Origin of the sequence: Dyadobacter psychrophilus (assembly GCF_900167945.1) — a bacterium.
Classification (GTDB): domain Bacteria; phylum Bacteroidota; class Bacteroidia; order Cytophagales; family Spirosomataceae; genus Dyadobacter; species Dyadobacter psychrophilus.
This window is the reverse complement of the sequence record NZ_FUZA01000001.1, coordinates 832,828-848,988: the sequence shown is the minus strand read 5'-3', so window position 1 is coordinate 848,988 and position 16,161 is coordinate 832,828. Positions and strand designations below refer to the sequence as shown.

At 44.4% G+C, this 16,161-nt stretch carries 17 protein-coding genes; 8 read left to right on the top strand and 9 right to left on the bottom strand.

What is annotated here, in order from left to right:
• Positions 1 to 590: 590 nt before the first annotated feature.
• Complete coding sequence (locus tag B5X68_RS03760) at positions 591 to 1,232, top strand: DUF2306 domain-containing protein (protein ID WP_082213309.1); 642 nt, start codon at positions 591 to 593, stop codon at positions 1,230 to 1,232.
• A gap of 12 nt (positions 1,233 to 1,244) precedes the next feature.
• On the opposite strand, the gene B5X68_RS03755 is transcribed toward B5X68_RS03760, so the two are convergent.
• Positions 1,245 to 1,601, bottom strand: coding sequence for a winged helix-turn-helix transcriptional regulator (locus B5X68_RS03755; RefSeq protein ID WP_082213979.1), 357 nt, complete (start codon positions 1,599 to 1,601; stop codon positions 1,245 to 1,247).
• A gap of 343 nt (positions 1,602 to 1,944) precedes the next feature.
• Between B5X68_RS03755 and B5X68_RS03750 the strand changes: the two genes are divergently transcribed.
• The 6 genes from B5X68_RS03750 to B5X68_RS03725 all read left to right on the top strand — a co-directional run bounded on the left by B5X68_RS03750 (position 1,945) and on the right by B5X68_RS03725 (position 8,555).
• On the top strand, positions 1,945 to 3,474 hold the full coding sequence (locus tag B5X68_RS03750; protein WP_082213308.1) for a SulP family inorganic anion transporter: 1,530 nt from the start codon (positions 1,945 to 1,947) through the stop codon (positions 3,472 to 3,474).
• A gap of 242 nt (positions 3,475 to 3,716) precedes the next feature.
• Positions 3,717 to 5,132 carry an NADP-dependent phosphogluconate dehydrogenase gene (gnd, locus tag B5X68_RS03745; RefSeq protein WP_082213307.1) on the top strand — a complete coding sequence of 472 codons (1,416 nt, stop codon included), beginning with the start codon at positions 3,717 to 3,719 and terminating at the stop codon, positions 5,130 to 5,132.
• 12 nt (positions 5,133 to 5,144) lie between these two features.
• Positions 5,145 to 6,653, top strand: coding sequence for a glucose-6-phosphate dehydrogenase (gene zwf, locus B5X68_RS03740; RefSeq protein WP_082213306.1), 1,509 nt, complete (start codon positions 5,145 to 5,147; stop codon positions 6,651 to 6,653).
• A 2-nt stretch (positions 6,654 to 6,655) separates the two neighbouring features.
• A complete protein-coding gene (gene pgl, locus B5X68_RS03735; RefSeq protein WP_082213305.1) occupies positions 6,656 to 7,375 on the top strand; it encodes a 6-phosphogluconolactonase in 720 nt (239 codons plus the stop codon).
• A gap of 164 nt (positions 7,376 to 7,539) precedes the next feature.
• Positions 7,540 to 7,716, top strand: a complete 177-nt coding sequence (locus B5X68_RS28830; protein ID WP_170916574.1) for a hypothetical protein — start codon at positions 7,540 to 7,542, stop codon at positions 7,714 to 7,716.
• Entirely contained in the window at positions 7,716 to 8,555 is an 840-nt protein-coding gene (locus B5X68_RS03725) for a prohibitin family protein (RefSeq protein ID WP_082213303.1), read from the top strand. Before B5X68_RS28830 ends, B5X68_RS03725 begins: the two co-directional genes overlap by 1 nt.
• 45 nt (positions 8,556 to 8,600) lie before the next feature.
• Here the strand turns inward: B5X68_RS03725 and B5X68_RS03720 are convergent, their stop codons facing one another.
• The 7 genes from B5X68_RS03720 to B5X68_RS03690 all read right to left on the bottom strand — a co-directional run bounded on the left by B5X68_RS03720 (position 8,601) and on the right by B5X68_RS03690 (position 14,420).
• Complete coding sequence (locus B5X68_RS03720) at positions 8,601 to 9,272, bottom strand: hypothetical protein (RefSeq protein WP_082213302.1); 672 nt, start codon at positions 9,270 to 9,272, stop codon at positions 8,601 to 8,603.
• Between the two features lie 10 nt (positions 9,273 to 9,282).
• Positions 9,283 to 9,663 (bottom strand): GntR family transcriptional regulator, encoded by a 381-nt coding sequence (locus B5X68_RS03715; RefSeq protein WP_082213301.1) that lies wholly within the window; start codon positions 9,661 to 9,663, stop codon positions 9,283 to 9,285.
• Positions 9,664 to 9,674: 11 nt separating this feature from the next.
• Complete coding sequence (locus B5X68_RS03710) at positions 9,675 to 10,478, bottom strand: hypothetical protein (protein ID WP_082213300.1); 804 nt, start codon at positions 10,476 to 10,478, stop codon at positions 9,675 to 9,677.
• A gap of 6 nt (positions 10,479 to 10,484) precedes the next feature.
• The gene (locus tag B5X68_RS03705; RefSeq protein WP_082213299.1) at positions 10,485 to 11,324 is read right to left on the bottom strand and encodes an ABC transporter ATP-binding protein; all 840 of its coding nucleotides are present in this window, start codon (positions 11,322 to 11,324) and stop codon (positions 10,485 to 10,487) included.
• Between the two features lie 137 nt (positions 11,325 to 11,461).
• On the bottom strand, positions 11,462 to 12,064 hold the full coding sequence (locus B5X68_RS03700; protein ID WP_082213298.1) for a nucleotidyltransferase family protein: 603 nt from the start codon (positions 12,062 to 12,064) through the stop codon (positions 11,462 to 11,464).
• Positions 12,065 to 12,067: 3 nt separating this feature from the next.
• Positions 12,068 to 13,270: an XdhC family protein gene (locus B5X68_RS03695; protein WP_082213297.1), complete on the bottom strand. Its 1,203-nt coding sequence runs from the start codon at positions 13,268 to 13,270 to the stop codon at positions 12,068 to 12,070.
• Positions 13,236 to 14,420: a cysteine desulfurase family protein gene (locus tag B5X68_RS03690; protein WP_082213296.1), complete on the bottom strand. Its 1,185-nt coding sequence runs from the start codon at positions 14,418 to 14,420 to the stop codon at positions 13,236 to 13,238. Before B5X68_RS03690 ends, B5X68_RS03695 begins: the two co-directional genes overlap by 35 nt.
• Positions 14,421 to 14,587: 167 nt before the next feature.
• On the opposite strand from B5X68_RS03690, the gene B5X68_RS03685 reads away from it, so the two are divergent.
• Positions 14,588 to 15,223 (top strand): peroxiredoxin, encoded by a 636-nt coding sequence (locus B5X68_RS03685; RefSeq protein WP_082213295.1) that lies wholly within the window; start codon positions 14,588 to 14,590, stop codon positions 15,221 to 15,223.
• 78 nt (positions 15,224 to 15,301) lie between these two features.
• Here B5X68_RS03685 and B5X68_RS03680 read toward each other — a convergent pair whose 3' ends face one another.
• Positions 15,302 to 16,036: a DUF6962 family protein gene (locus B5X68_RS03680; protein ID WP_082213294.1), complete on the bottom strand. Its 735-nt coding sequence runs from the start codon at positions 16,034 to 16,036 to the stop codon at positions 15,302 to 15,304.
• Positions 16,037 to 16,161 lie beyond the last annotated feature (125 nt).

Genomic DNA, 16,161 nt, shown 5'->3' with positions numbered 1-16,161 from the left:
TGGTATTGGTTTTGGGGCATCATGTGCTCGTAAATGTGTCTCCGAAGGACATTTGAGCTATTTGTCGCCTTGACAGCTTTCGATCGAAAATTGGCTGCTGCTGGCTCATTCCCAGCCTTGGTCAAGTTATTAGCGGTTAAGTTAAGCAGCATGATCCATTCATCGAGACTACGAATAGATTGCCAAAGCTTTTCTTCAATTGTCTCTTTTACTTGAAGCAAGAGTGAGCTAGCCGAGAAACGGTTGTTAATTCGACCAGCAGCGTAAGTGCTGGGCTGAGCTGCCTGGCAATCCGGAATTTGAGATCGGTGTCTCCTAGTCGGTTGCTTTCGTTGTAATTGCTGATCGCCACTGCAACGCTTATACCAGTTGTGAGCAATAGCACTGCTGCCGAGATAACAAAGCCTTTCGAACGAGAGTCGAAATGATGGTGGTGCCTCGATTAGCCACTTACAAGTACTTTGTGAGTGGCTTTTTTCTTGCGGTCAAACATGGCGTCCGTCCTGAAATTTATGTACCGAATCTTTTTTCGGTTATTTCCTTATGAATGGATCCTGTCGATTTTTGCTTTCAACGTTTAGCAAAAATTTATGGATAATCAATTTAACAACAAAACAGTTTTATCACTCGACCGAACTGACATTGTCCCGCTGCTTTTGTGGGCCCTCATCGTATTTCTGACCTGGCTGTTCATGCATGGGGCCGATCATTTCCTTGCACTTACACCGGCAGCGCTGGGGAAATATTTCGAACTACGTTGGGTTTTGATCGCACACATTACCGCCGGGGGTGGTGCGCTCATCATGGGCTTAATTCAATTCTGGCCAAAACTTAGAAAGTATAGCTGGAAACTGCACCGCATTGTGGGGTTTTTGTATTTGGCGGCGATCCTTTTGAGTAGTTTATGCGCTGTAATACTGGCATTCAGTACGGCATACGAGGTCAATTGGGCGTATGCATTTTCTTTACAGATTTGGGTTGGAGTTTGGATCAGTTCCACTGCCATTGCTTACTATGCTGCCCTGACAAGAAAATTTCAGCTTCATCAGGAATGGATGGTAAGAAGTTATCTGGTCACTTTGGCATTTATTTTATCGGGGTTGGCCGTTAAACTTCCTGTTATCCAAAGTTTGGGTAGCTTCGCCGAGATCTCACCGTCACTTTTCTGGATGGGCTGGTCGGTTCCACTTTATATTTATCAAATTATTTTAAGCGGCAGGGCCAAGAAATGATGTGTTATTTTACTAAACGGCCTCTGTTAGTACATCTTTTAGCTTGTGCTTGTGGCTATTACCCCATTCATCCAGCTGGGTCACTATCGGAACGATGCTTTTGCCCAGTTCAGTAAGCGTATATATGGTGTAAAGTGGAAATCCGCTTCCCGACTCGCGCGTAAGCACGCCAAGTTTTAGTAGTTCACTGAGCTGAATATCAAGCACACGTGGTTTTGCCTCAGGTATGAAACGATGAATTTCACTTGGTCTTCGAAAGCCTTTATAAATTGCGTCAATAATGCAGGGTTTCCATTTATTACAAAAAACACGCATTGCCACCGTAATTCCGCATTCGAGATCCTGGCTGATTTTTCTTTGATACTTCATAATGGTAAAATTTGATCGGATGGTAATCAGGTTATGCATACTTCATCGTTTTTTTATTACCATTTAAAAGACATATTCGTTCATTGCTGGAATCAAATGTCAGGCCTGGAAATTTTATGAGCGGATTGGTTTAGAATTTGAAGAAAACCGCCAGTTTGGAGCGGATAAGTGCGCTATCTACCGCCTTCCGAGAGGGGTGTGGACAGTGAGCCGCGGATTCCGTTTTTAAGGGCACATACTTATCTCTGGATACCTTTTTCGGCAAGCTTTACATCCAAATTGTGCATTTTTCGAACTTTACCCTCAACTTTGAGCCTGGTTCGCATCATTACCCACAATTCCCATGAAAGGTTATATTAACCTGTTCGATTTTACACAAAAAATAAACTATAAGAATGAGATTCTTGCCGGGCTCACCGTCGCGATGACAATGATGCCCGAATCGCTTTCATTCGCCATTCTTGCGGGTTTTTCGCCATTGGTTGGCCTTTATGCGGCATTCATTATGGGGTTGATCACTTCCGTTTTCGGGGGGAGGCCTGGTTTAATCTCGGGAGGAGCTGGGGCGACGGTAATCGTTTTGATCGCGTTAATGCAATCGCATGGTGTCGAATATGTGTTTGCTGCGGTGGCACTAGCGGGCCTTTTCCAAATTCTGGTGGGGGTTTTCAAATTCGGCAAATTTGTGCGTCTGGTGCCGCAACCTGTGATGTATGGCTTTGTGAACGGCTTAGCTGTTGTGATTTTCTTATCTCAGCTGGAACAATTCAAAACCGTTGTAAATGGTGAGCAGGTTTGGCTTGCCGGCTCCGAACTAATGATTATGGCCGGATTAGTTGCTTTAACCATAGCAGTTGTTGTGCTCTTACCAAAAGTTACCAAGGCGGTCCCGCCTTCACTCGTCGCAATTATCGTTGTTTCTTTGATCGTGCTGGGTTTCGGAATTGAAACCAAAACGGTTCGGGACATTGCCTCGGTAAGCGGCGGATTTCCTCCCTTCCATATTCCAATTGTTCCTTTTGATTTCTCGACATTACAAATTATCTTCCCCTATGCGCTAGTAATGGGGGCAGTCGGCTTGACTGAAGGCCTTTTAACATTGAATTTGGTGGATGAAATAACCGGCACCAGAGGAGATGGGAACAGGGAGTGCATTGCGCAGGGAGGTGCCAACATTCTCAACGGATTTTTCACTGGAATGGGCGGCTGTCCCATGATCGCGCAAACGCTGGTTAACCTTTCCGCAGGTGCGAGAGCCAGGCTTTCGGGCATTATCGCATCGCTGACCATATTAATGATTATCCTCTTCGGCGCTCCAATTATTGAAGTAGTGCCTATGGCTGCGTTAACCGGCGTGATGTTCATGGTTGCGATTGGCACTTTTGAATGGGTCAGTTTCAGGATTATTAACAAAATGCCGAAGCAGGATGTTTTTGTCGGTATTCTGGTTGCAGCGATCACCATTTACCTGCATAATCTGGCATTGGCTGTTCTGATCGGCGTAATTATATCGGCATTGGTTTTCGCATGGGAAAGTGCTAAAAGAATCCGCGCGCACAAAACGATTGATAAAAATGGCGTCAAGCATTACAAAATTTACGGCCCGTTATTTTTTGGTTCAGTAACCGCTTTCGCCGATAAATTCGACATTGCCACCGATCCGGAAAGAGTGGTAATCGATTTTTCCGAAAGCCGCGTCGCCGACATGTCTGGCATTGAAGCGCTGAACAAAATCACTGAAAAATATCGAAAAGCGGGTAAAAAGATCCACCTCACGCATCTTAGCCCCGATTGCCGGAGGCTGCTGGACAATGCACAAGATGTGATCGAGGTGAACATTATTGATGATCCCAATTATCATGTGGCATTGTAAGATGCACAATCAAGGTCGTTCGTTTCAACATTGCCGGCATACTGACAGCGTGAATTATTCCTGATTAACAGAGTGATCCCATTTGATCATGTTGTATTAACTACTATTTGACGGAGTAATCTTTCGGAATAGTTACTAATAACTATATCAAAAGTTGATAGTAGATAAAATTAGCTACAAAGCGAATCCCATAGCGTAAATTCCTTTATTATTGCAACTTCTTTATTCAAGACGCTTAAATTATGTCAAATAACGTATTCGATTTTGGAATGATCGGACTTGGGGTGATGGGTAGGAACCTGTTGCTCAACATGGCCGATCATGGCTTCTCTGTTATCGGTTTCGATAAAGATGGGGCCAAAAACGCGGCTTTGGAATCTGCTGCAACACCCGGAACCACTGTTAAAGGGGTTGCCGAGCTTGCACAAATGATCCAGCTTTTGCAGCGCCCTCGCAAAGTAATGATGCTTGTTCCAGCCGGTCAGCCTGTTGACGACGTGATCGCTTCTTTGCTTCCTTTGCTGGAAAAAGGCGATGTGATCATCGACGGTGGAAACTCACATTATACAGATACATTGAGACGGGTTAAATACCTGCGTGAGAAGGAAATACATTTTATGGGCATTGGTGTTTCCGGCGGCGAGCAAGGTGCACGCACGGGACCGAGCATTATGCCTGGAGGTGATCAGGCTGCTTATGAGCATGTCAGGCCTATGCTGGAAGCCATTGCTGCCAAAGTGGATGGAACTCCCTGTGTAGATTACCTTGGCAAAGAAGGAGCCGGTCACTACGTTAAAATGGTGCATAACGGTATTGAATACGCGATCATGCAATTGATCAGTGAATCATATGCAATCCTGAAACACGCCGGACTGACTAACCAGCAGTTGCACGAAGTTTTTAAAACCTGGAATGAAGGTAAGTTGCAATCGTTTTTAGTTGAAATTACCGCGGATATATTCTTGCAAATGGACGATCAAAGCGACGCCCATCTTGTTGACGTGATTTCTGATAAAGCAGGTTCCAAAGGAACTGGTAAATGGACTTCGCAGGATTCTATGGAACTGCCTGTTGCTGTGCCAGTTATCGATACAGCGGTAGCAATGCGTACATTGTCTGGCTATAAGGATGAGCGTGTGCAGGCCGCTGAAATTTATGCGAAAGAAGGTTACGGATCATCTGCGCCGTCTGACGAACTAGTTCAGGAAGTGCATGATGCATTGTATTTCGGGACGATTTTGGCCTACGCACAAGGACTTGCGATGTTGTTCCAGGCTTCAAAAGATCTGGCAATGGACATCCCGCTTCCAAAAGTGGTGAGCGTGTGGCGGGGCGGCTGTATTATCCGTTCTTCCTTATTGGAAATATTTACGCATGCATATACGCAAACACCGGAATTATCCAACATTCTGCTGAACCAAGAGGTCGCCTCAGTCGTTAAGTCGGTAGAAGATAATACGCGTTCGCTGATCGCGTTTGCAGCCAAGGCAGGAGTGGCTGCAGCAGGGTTAATGTCGTCTCTGGCTTACTTTGACGCCTATAAATCCAAGCGCATGCCTACCAACCTGATCCAGGCACAGCGTGATTATTTTGGAGCGCATACTTATCAACGTATCGATATCCCCGGTACTTTTCATACAGAGTGGGGTCAACAATAAATTAGAAATTTTATGCAAACCAATAAACGTCCACCTGCCTCAGTGTTATTTATTTTCGGAGGAAGCGGGGACCTTAATTACAGGAAACTGACTCCGGCACTTTATAATCTGTTTTTAGATAACTGGATGCCAGAGAAGTTTGCCATAGCGGGCATTGGCCGCAGTGCTTACTCAAACGAGAAATATCACGAGCATCTGCTGGATGGCGTAACCAAGTTTTCGCGCCGTAAAGGAAAACAGAACGGTCACTGGACAGAGTTCGCTGAGCACGTTTCCTATCTGCAAATGGATGGTGACGATGCAGCTGCTTACCATTTAATCACCGATTTGGTAAAACAAAAAGAAGAGGAATGGGGCGTACATCCTAATGTTATATTTTACCTGGCTGTTGCACCTCAGCTTGTTCCTTCGATCGCCCAGAAATTAGGCGCATTGAAAATCTGTTCAGAAAAAGGCACGACCAGGATTGTGGTTGAAAAGCCGTTTGGGCATGATCTGGAAAGTGCGCACGAGCTTAATGAGTTGCTTTCCAGCATGTTTGCTGAGGAGCAAATTTTCCGCATTGACCATTATTTAGGGAAAGAAACGGTTCAGAATATCCTGGCTTTGCGTTTTGCAAATGCACTTTTCGAACCGCTTTGGAACCGCCATTATATTGATCACATTCAGATCACAGCTGCGGAGAGTGTTGGATTAGAGGGCAGGGGAGGCTATTTTGAGCATGCCGGAGCTTTGCGCGATATGGTTCAAAACCACATTCTGCAGATTCTTTGTATGATCGCAATGGAGCCTCCTGTTTCTTTTGATGCCAATGAAATCCGTAACAAAAAAGTGGATGTTCTGAATGCGATCCGTCGCATCACAAAAGATCAGGTTCACGATTATGCTGTCCGCGGGCAGTATTCGGGAGGTTGGAAAAAGGGTGAAAAAGTGGTTGGATATCGTCAGGAAGAAGGGGTGAACCCGCAGTCCAACATTGATACATTTGCCGCTGCGAAGTTTTATATTGATAACTGGCGTTGGCAGGGTGTTCCTTTTTATGTACGCACAGGCAAGTTTTTGAATCAAAAAGCAACGCACATTACATTGCAGTTCAAGCCGGCCCCGCATTACGCATTCCCGGCAGAAGCTGCCGAAACATGGCGTTCTAACCGGTTGACGATCAGTATTCAGCCGAACATGGACATTAGCATTCGTTTTCAGGCGAAACGTCCGGGACAAACCATGACATTGGATCCTGTTGACATGACGTTTGATTATGACGCAGTTGCTGGCGAACATGCTCCCGAAGCCTATGAAACATTGCTTCTGGATGTAATGGAGGGCGATGCAACATTGTTCATGCGCAACGATCAGGTGGATGCAGCCTGGAAAGTGATTATGCCGATCCTGGAAACCTGGGAGGCCAGAACACCGCAGGATTTCCCCAATTACGCACCAGATTCCTGGGGCCCGGACGGCTCGGACGCACTTCTTGCACGCGACGGGCACACCTGGATCAACCTTCCACCAGCGCCTTAATTATGGAAATGCACATTGCAAACGATACCGGACGGCTCAGTCATGATCTGGCTGCCTGGTTAAGTGATTATATCAAAGACGTGCTGTCAAAACAGGACCGATTTACATTCGTATTGTCCGGTGGCAGCACACCCAAGCAACTTTATGCATTGCTGGCAGAATCACCTTATAAAGAGGCAATTGACTGGCAAAAGATCCATTTTTTCTGGGGAGATGAGCGGGCTGTTCCTTTTGAAGATTCGCGGAACAATGCAAAAATGTGCTATGACGAATTATTGAATAAAGTGCCGGTTAACCCCGCTCACATTCATATCATGCGCACCGATATCGGGCCTGAAGAATCTGCCATTGAATACGAAAAGGTCTTGAAGGAATATTTCAATGACCCGGAAGTTACATTCGATTTCGTGTTGTTGGGTATGGGAGATGACGGACATACATTGTCCTTATTTCCTGGTACAGAGGTCATCCACGAAGAAAGAGCCTGGGTTAAAGCATTTTATCTGCCAGCTCAGGAGATGTTCAGGATTACGCTGACGGCTCCGGTTGTCAATAGTGCAGCCTGTGTTGCTTTTCTGGCAGCAGGCGCGGGAAAAGCAGAAACTTTGAAACACGTTTTAAAGGGCGAGCCTAACATTGATCTTTACCCATCTCAGATCATAAAGCCGGTAAAAGGACAACTTCATTGGTTTGTTGATCAGGCTGCGGCGGGAAATCTCTGAAATTGAAAAGATTATGATGTCAAAAAGACGCGTCTGAAAAGGATGCGTCTTTTTTGTTTGTAATGCTTTTTGATACGTTTAACGTTCCAAAGACACCACTGGATAAATTTATTACATGTCTGGGTTTGATAGCATTAAATTTACTTCAAACAAACCTCACAGACATGAAATACTTTCTCAAAATCGTGGCGGTTATCATCGTCATCACTTACTCCCTTAAGCTTATTAATGCGCAATCCGACCTGCTTGTATTTGGCGGTTTGGCGATCATTGGTAGTGCCATCTATTTTCTTGTTGCGGATCTCAATCAGTTTTTCAGCTCTTCTAAATCTAAAATATAATGACCCTAGGTAGAAAAATTGTTATTGCTTCTGTAAGTTTTTTCCTGGCCGTAATGTTGCTGTTCGTCCAGCCTTTTACGTTTGAAAACATCGATGCTGGTAATGTAGGCATTCGAATCAACCTTTACGGAACAGACAAAGGGGTTGATAACATTACATTGGTGACCGGCCGCGTTTGGTACAACGCCTGGACAACCAAGATCATTGAGTTTCCTACTTTTACGCAAAGCGTTGATTACGATTCTTTTGTAATTACAACAAAAGATGCCGCAGAATTTAAGGTGGACCCGAAGCTAAATTACCACATTAACCCGGATAAAGTCCCGCAGATTTACCGCCAATACAGACGACCGTTAGGAGAAATTCAACAAGGTTTTATGAAGAACACAATTTATGACGCCTATCGGATCGTTGCCAATTCATTCAGCTCGGACAGCGTGATGTCGAACCGGGAAGCGTTCGAGGACCGTGTTCAGAATGTATTGACCAAGACACTGGGAAAAGACGGCTTTATATATGACCAGCTGACCTCTGCCATCACACCTCCGCCTTCTTTGCGCCAGATGATCGACGAGAAAAATACGTCTATTCAAGCACGGTTGAAGGCTGAAAATATGGCGAAGCAAGCAGAGGCGGAGGCAAAAGTAATTATAGCGCGTGCGGAAGGTCAGGCTAAGGCAACATTGATCAAAGCCCGGGCCGAAGCAGAAGCCAACCAACTCCGGCAAAAAACATTGACGCCATTGCTGATTCAGCAGGAATGGGTTTCCAAATGGAACGGTGTGCTGCCCACTACTAATGCTGGCGGCAGCACCAGTTTAATGCTTGGGATAAAATAGATTTATTCTTTTTTGATCTCCGGGTTCACCCGGAGATCAAAAAAATCATAGTTTCCTCAGCAAGCTTCCGGGCAGATTTGCGTGAGCGCTGTTTCCGACTTTGAGGTCTAAGGACTCGAAAATATCAGCGTCAACTTGAAAACTGCTGCTGTCCGTTACTACGATCTTGCTCTCTCCAAACTGGTTCTTACCATTCAATTTGGCGATTGCGCCAGCGCCAAATTGTGCATCCAGGTTGGTTACCTGATTGTCTGACAGAAGAATTGCACTTCCATGTTGCATGACTTGCAACTTTTCTCCCTTGAAGCCTTTGATCTTACAAATGATGTTTTGGGATTCCAGTCCGTCCAGCCGTGGAGCCAAAATGTACACGACAGGCCTTGAATAAAGTAAGTGTTCCGAAAGTTGCCATCCTTGCGGTATTTCCTTATTGTAGCTAACTATCAATGTGTCATTTACAACTTTCCAGTTAATGTTTTTTTGATCCAAAATAGACTTGATCTCATAGTCTTCACCATAACTAATCTCACTAACGCCAAAGTGTTTGCCCTGTAATTTTACATAACGAAATGGTGCAACGCTGTGGCCCTTATAACCTGTATATGGATCTTTTCTGTTAAGCGAATCAAAACCTTTTTTCAGGATCAAATTGGATCCGATGACCGCTGTCAGGAACATGGAGACCATTATTACGAGTAATATATTGCTGGCTTTCATAGCTATTAGATTAATTGTTTAGAGGAAATGTATCTACGACAAACTGCTTATATAGCGTTTCTACCTCGTCCATGGTGATATTGAGCAGATAGAGCGTTTTGAAAACTTCCGGCAACTCCGATTCAAGGAAACGCTCTTTTTTATAAAGCAAAATGCGTTGTTGCGCATCTTCGCTCACAGAATAGCCAATGCCTCTTTTATTAAAAATAATTTCCTTATTCTGCAAAAAATCATAGGTCCGCATAATTGTGTTCGGATTAACTTCCAGCATTCCGCCGAGATCCCTAACAGATGGAATGCGCTCGTTTGGAGGCCATTTACCCAACAATATCTGCTCGCAGATATAATCCGCAATTTGAAGGTAAATAGACTGTTTATCTTTAAATTCCATGAATGCGCTTTTTAAACTTCCTTTTCTTTAAGTCGTAGATAGGCCATGTACCAAAAGCTCAGGATAAATAGTGCCGTAAAACCTTGTATCACACGATAATTTGTTAATGAATGTATAACATGCAACTCATTAACGCCCGAAGCGATATTTTGCCCCTCGAAATACCAAATTTCCCATCCGGCAAGGGGTAAAGTGTTAATATGGGATGGATAGTGAGCCAGATATCCGGCGAGCACAATGTGGATGGTGAAGACAACAGTCACTGCAATGATTATAAATGCCGCAGTTTTGACATATGACCGCTTTGAAAAATAGATTGATCCTAAAAAGACAATGCTGTGCAGCATAAAATAGGTAAAGCAAAAGTAAACTGCCAAATCTGGTTTTATATATGGGTATTTGTAGCTGTTAGCCGGGAATTGGGCATTGGCAACATCAATTGTTCTGTAATGCAATTGGAAAAAAAGGATCAGGAACGGCACAATGAACACGAGGTTGAAGAAAAGAGCACTTAGAAATTTCTCCAAATTTGAGGCAGGCAGCATCAAACTGCTGATGGAAGTTGGGAAAGCGGTATAATGTGTCATTGCACTGCCCGTGTAAAGAGAAGTTGCGAAAATCATGACGACGAAAAGTGCCATGTAATGCAAAGCTTCGTAAAAACCAACTGGTTTATTTGACGTTGTAATGGGAAGCATCATTGAGAGCAATAATACCAGCAGGATAGCGGCGATCATCAGGTAATTTTTGGCCCGCTCGGAAAAGTCAAGCTTGATAACGAGTGCGAACCTGTGAATGTTAAATGTCTGATTCATAATCTGCTAGTTTTTGCTAAAAATTTGTTTGATTCGTTCCGGATTTTCAAGCACGGCATTGAATAAATATTCAAGGTCTACACGGCTTTCTTCGAGGTCAGAATTTTCAAAAACCGCCTTGTAACCTTTGATTGAAGGCTCGGAATAAAGCACACGGCTGTCGTAATCAATGCTGGCTAATGTTCCGAAGCATAACTTTTCAGCCACCGTATCCAGGCTGTGCTGAATCAATATCTTGCTGTTTTCCAAAATAATGATTGAGTCGATAAGATTATCAAGGTCACGCACCTGGTGTGTTGAGATGAGGATGAGCCTGTTTTTATCCAGACTTGTTGAAACCAGTTTTCTGAACTGACTTTTTGAAGGAATGTCCAGCCCGTTCGTCGGCTCGTCCATGATCAGCACTTTGGTGTTGGTGGACAGCGCAAATGCGATCAAAAACTTTTTGCGCTGGCCGTAGGACATATCTGTGAGTTTGTTGCCTGCGGGCAGGTCCATTTGGGAAATGTAATTTTCAAATTGCGCTTCATCAAATTTCGGATAGAAGGGCGCCATTATTTCCAGGTATTTCCTGATGGTTACCGACGGCAGGTAAATCTCTTCCGGCAAGAAAAAAACATCTTGTAAGAATGCCGGAAGTCGTTTTTTTGGTTCGTATCCTCCAACATGAATCTTGCCGGTTTGTGGAAAAAGGAGCCCCACCATATTTCGCAGCAAGCTCGATTTGCCTGCACCATTTGTGCCTAGCAAGCCGTAAATGTGCCCGCTTTCCAAATGAAGCGACAAATCCTCAAACAGTTTTTTCTTCTTACTATATCCAAAGGTTACACGGTCTAGGTGGATCATTTCAGAATCGTTTAGTGTTCTAGTTAAGTAGTACACTGTAAAGGTAAATATCTGAAATTAATAAGCAAGGTTTTACGGGAAAATTTTTAATAGCATGAAAGGGGACAAGTGGCCCGGCGAAGTTGGTTACGTATCAATTAGCTGTTACGCAGCAGCTTCTGATAATCATCGGGTGTATCAATATCCACGCTGCCCAGTGGGAATGGGATGGAGGTGGCCTCGTCGGCAAATTTCTTCACGAGTTTTTTAGCTCCTTCCGCACCGCTAAGGGTTAGCAGGGCAGGAAAATACTTGTTGGAAAATAGAACGGGCGTTCCAAATGTATTGTCGTATTCCGATGCAACAATACCGGAATTCTTTTCCAACGCTTTATTAATTAATGCATCAAAAAGCGCAACACTAACAAAAGGCTGATCGCTCACCGCATAGATGGCCCCGGCAATGTTCGGATGCGTTCTCATGAGTTCATCAGTGCCTACCACAATAGAAGAAGCCATCCCACTTTCCCAATCCGGATTGTGAACGGAATGACAGGAGAGTGAATGCAATTCTTTTTCGATCGATGGCGCATTGGAGCCGGTTACTACAATCACGGCTGCACTTTTCGCTTCAATGGCTGCTTCTGCAATGTGTCTGATAAGCGTTTTGTTTTGATATACAAGCAATTGCTTTGGCTCACCAAGCCTAGAAGAATTGCCCGCAGCAAGAATAATGATCGCATATCCCGACAGCTCCGACATAATTTATGATTGAGTAGTTTGTATTTCACACAAAAAATCTTCCCGCGTGGATTTGTGGTAATCCACTTTCTGGTCGGACCTGCTGTGGATAGGTTCGGGTTTTTCACGCAGCGAAATGCCGGTTCGGCCATTCATAACAGCCTTGATTTCCGCGAGAACGGACAATGCTATTTCTTCCGAAGTTTCTGCGCCAACATCCAATCCAACCGGGCCAAAAATCTTTGACTTTTGTTCATCAGTGACCTCAACTCCTTCATTTCGAAGGTCATTATACATTCTTTCGAGCTTTTTTTTGGGTCCAAGTGCACCAATGTAAATGCATTCTTCCAAATTGATCAGCTCTTTTAACAGCGCCAGATCATAGTTGTAATTGTGCGTCATAAGCACGAAAAATGTCTGCGCGTCAGTTTCAATTTTAGACAAAACATCTGAGGGCCTTGCAACAATAACATTATTTGCCTTGGGAAAGCGCTGCCTCGTTGCATGGCCATTGCGACCATCAACAATCGTAATGTCCCAGCCCAGAATGTGCGCCATTTCAGACAGGGGAATGGTGTCATTTCCAGCACCGGCGATGATCAGCGCGGGAGCCGGTCGTAGATATTCCACAAAGCCAGTCAGCTTCTGACCATTAAAGGCAAACTCCTTGAAAAATGATTCCTGACGTTCCTTTACCAGCTCAGAATGTGGAAGCAGGCGTTCCAAAAGCTCGGGCTCCGTCAAATTGTTAATGGTGACCTTGTCCGTTTCTAAATCCAGAAAGCAAGTTCCAGGTTGATTTCCGGTTCTTGAATTAAGGGAGAAAAGTGTGATAACCACTGCGTTTTGCCGCTTTTCCAGCACCTTTTTTAAAAGTACAATCGGATTGGCAGGATCATTATGATGAATGGGCTCGAAAAGGATATGGACAATGCCGTTACAGCCAAGCTGAACGCCTAGTGTGGTGTCGTTATCGTCCGTTGTGTCGTAGGTTACGAGTTTGTTTTTTTGTTGAGAGATAGCCAGCAAAGCTTTCCTGAGCGCATCTCCTTCCAGGCAACCGCCACTAATAGCGCCTGTCAGCTGGCCATCGTCCGTAACGAGCATGCGTGCTCCGGGACGCCGGTAGGACGATCCTTCCACATGTACAACCGTTGCCAAGGCAGTTTTTTTTCCCTTCGCAACCGCCACGTCATACGACTTTATGATGTCCGTGATTTCTTTCACTCCTATGCTCTTTTACAATTTTAGAAATTACTTTAACAGCGTGATCTACTTGTTGTTCCGTAGAAAATCTGCCAAAGCTAAACCTGAATGTGTTGTGGATCAATTCATTGGAAAGGCCCATCGCTTTTAACACATAACTGGGTTCAAGTGTGGCAGAAGTGCATGCTGAGCTTCTGGAAAAAGCAATGTCACTGGCCGCCTCAAAGATCATTTTTTCACCATCAATATCATGAAATGAAATATTGGTTGCATGCGGCAAACGAGGGGCATTACCCGCATTGATATCAATATGGTGCAATTCCAAAAGCTGCTTTTCAAAACTGTCACGCAGCGCACTCAGTCGCTCACCCTCCGAGGCAATCTTTTGCGCGCAAATTTCGCATGCCTTACCAAAAGCAACGATGCCCGGGACGTTAAGCGTGCCGCTTCGCATGTTGCGCTCGTGACCACCTCCATCGATTTGAGCGGTGAGCATTACGGCCGGGTTTTTCTTTCTTACATAAAGCGCGCCCACGCCTTTGGGGCCGTAAAGTTTGTGTGCGCTGAAAGTCAGCAGGTCAATGCCGTCTGCCTGCACATTTACCGGAATTTTACCCACAGCCTGTGTCGCGTCGGTCAAGAACAGAATGCTGTTCGCTTTGGCAATGTCGCTTATCTCTTTGATCGGCTGGACAACACCCGTTTCGTTGTTGGCATACATCACAGCAATCAGGAATGTGTCCGGCGTAATCGCTTGTTGCAACGCTTTCAAATCGATTAATCCATTGGACTCGACGGGCAAATAAGTGACTGAACCGCCCAGATTTTCAATGTGCTTACAAGTATCCAGAACCGCTTTATGCTCGGTAATAACCGTGATAATGTGTCCTTTTTCCTCCCGATTATTTTCCCAAAGGCCCTTAATTGCCAGGTTGACCGCCTCAGTTGCACCTGATGTGAAGACAATTTCCTGTGGATGCGCACCGATCAGACTGGCGATATTTTCGCGGGCCATGTCAACGGCCTCCTCGGCTTCCCAGCCATAGGAATGTGTGCGGCTGGCAGCGTTGCCGAATTTGTCTGAAAAATAAGGCAGCATTTCCTCCAAAACCATTGGGTCCATTGGAGTGGTCGCATTATTATCCAGATAAACAGGCAATTTTAAATTCATGGCAACAAAAGCGGATGTTTATTGAGAAAACAAAAACCTTCTTTATAGTTCAAATTAAGCAAAAAAGCATCTTAATGTGAGAAACGCATTTTTGAAACTTATTATTTATTTTTGTGTTAAACTCTATAATGTTAGTAGATTAGATTTTCATTTAAAACATAATCATTATGTCACTTCGACTAGGAGATATTGCCCCTGATTTCGAGGCAAACACCACCCAAGGCCAGATCAAGTTTCACGAATGGTTGGGAGATAGCTGGGGACTGCTATTTTCTCACCCTGCCGACTTTACACCGGTTTGCACAACAGAGCTCGGTAAGACGGCTCTTTTGAAAGGAGAATTTGAGAAACGGAATGTCAAGGTGCTCGCTGTGAGTGTTGATGACATTGATTCGCACAATCGCTGGATTCCGGACATTAATGAGGTGAACAATACGGAAGTTAACTTCCCGATCATCGCAGACGAAGGCCGCAAGATCGCAGAGCTTTATGATATGATCCACCCGAATGCAAGCGAGAAAGCGACAGTTAGATCTGTCTTTATCGTTGGGCCGGATAAAAAGATCAAGCTTACATTGACTTATCCTGCTTCCACTGGACGTAACTTCAATGAAATTCTGCGTGTTGTTGATTCACTTCAATTGACTGCAAATTATTCTGTCGCAACGCCTGCCGACTGGAAGGATGGCGAGGATGTGATTGTTGTGCCGGCAGTAAGTACCGAAGATGCACAAAAGAAATTTACAAAAGGTCTTAACATTGTGAAGCCTTACCTGCGTTACACGCCACAGCCAAATAAATAATCGGTAATCCGGTAGGATGGCCCGGCCATAAAAAAGAGGATGTCTGTTGTCAGGCATCCTCTTTTTTAATTTGTCAGATCAATTTTCACTTTCGCTTTCAAGCACTTCTTCCGGCTTGATCATTTCTTCACCATAATAGGTCATATGCCGTGCTCCCTGGTAATAAAACCATATCGAAGCGCCCATACTAATGTGACTGATATCATTATAGTTGAACCACGGTCCGAAACTGAACTTTAAGGCATGCAATCCCGCCGAAACGGCTCCCAAGCCTGTGGCAATGAATATATTGACGCTCCCCGGATCCTTACGTTTTTTGTAAACATAAATTTCTATTAAGAAGAGCATGAGGAAAAGACCGTAAAAGGCGTGTATTTCCACTACTACGAAGTTGAGCGTAATAAAGGTCAGTATGAAGAACACAGCAAGCTCTACGTAATTTAACCATCCCAAAATAAGTCCATTACGCTCTTGTAACAGCGGTTTGATGTGCCAGATTGCCGCACGTTCAAACAGCGCCACTGCGATCATACTGGCAAACCATCCCGGGATTTTTCCTGGCTGACCGGTCAAATATAAGAAACCGTGCCCGAGGACGCCACCAATTGCCGTGGCAATTCCCATAAAAAGAAAGAAAAACTGGATTTGTCTATACATCCTGTGTGCCCGTCCCAGCTTACCTAAATGGACAAAGGCGTAGATGCATATCACTGTCATCATCAGACTGGAGATTACAGTCGAAGGTTCCAAAATGGTAATTCCAAAAAGCTGAATCTGGTGAACCTTACTGAAATCAATGGCAACTTCATTCATGAACGGATGAGTGTTTTAGATATTTAATGTAACAAAATTATACCACGATTTGGAAATGATACCCCATTTCCCGGATTATCTTCCATATTTGCTTATATTGACGATATATTTGTAGCGAATAAAAC

Bases quoted from the DNA above. Each gene is read 5' to 3' on its own strand.
- B5X68_RS03685 (WP_082213295.1), top strand. From the start codon at position 14,588: ATGTCACTTCGACTAGGAGATATTGCCCCTGATTTCGAGGCAAACACC.
- B5X68_RS03760 (WP_082213309.1), top strand. From the start codon at position 591: ATGGATAATCAATTTAACAACAAAACAGTTTTATCACTCGACCGAACT.
- B5X68_RS28830 (WP_170916574.1), top strand. From the start codon at position 7,540: ATGAAATACTTTCTCAAAATCGTGGCGGTTATCATCGTCATCACTTAC.
- pgl (WP_082213305.1), top strand. From the start codon at position 6,656: ATGGAAATGCACATTGCAAACGATACCGGACGGCTCAGTCATGATCTG.
- B5X68_RS03755 (WP_082213979.1), bottom strand. From the start codon at position 1,601: ATGAAGTATCAAAGAAAAATCAGCCAGGATCTCGAATGCGGAATTACG.
- B5X68_RS03720 (WP_082213302.1), bottom strand. From the start codon at position 9,272: ATGAAAGCCAGCAATATATTACTCGTAATAATGGTCTCCATGTTCCTG.
- B5X68_RS03710 (WP_082213300.1), bottom strand. From the start codon at position 10,478: ATGAATCAGACATTTAACATTCACAGGTTCGCACTCGTTATCAAGCTT.
- B5X68_RS03690 (WP_082213296.1), bottom strand. From the start codon at position 14,420: ATGAATTTAAAATTGCCTGTTTATCTGGATAATAATGCGACCACTCCA.
- B5X68_RS03680 (WP_082213294.1), bottom strand. From the start codon at position 16,036: ATGAATGAAGTTGCCATTGATTTCAGTAAGGTTCACCAGATTCAGCTT.
- B5X68_RS03750 (WP_082213308.1), top strand. From the start codon at position 1,945: ATGAAAGGTTATATTAACCTGTTCGATTTTACACAAAAAATAAACTAT.
- B5X68_RS03715 (WP_082213301.1), bottom strand. From the start codon at position 9,663: ATGGAATTTAAAGATAAACAGTCTATTTACCTTCAAATTGCGGATTAT.
- zwf (WP_082213306.1), top strand. From the start codon at position 5,145: ATGCAAACCAATAAACGTCCACCTGCCTCAGTGTTATTTATTTTCGGA.
- B5X68_RS03705 (WP_082213299.1), bottom strand. From the start codon at position 11,324: ATGATCCACCTAGACCGTGTAACCTTTGGATATAGTAAGAAGAAAAAA.
- B5X68_RS03725 (WP_082213303.1), top strand. From the start codon at position 7,716: ATGACCCTAGGTAGAAAAATTGTTATTGCTTCTGTAAGTTTTTTCCTG.
- gnd (WP_082213307.1), top strand. From the start codon at position 3,717: ATGTCAAATAACGTATTCGATTTTGGAATGATCGGACTTGGGGTGATG.
- B5X68_RS03700 (WP_082213298.1), bottom strand. From the start codon at position 12,064: ATGTCGGAGCTGTCGGGATATGCGATCATTATTCTTGCTGCGGGCAAT.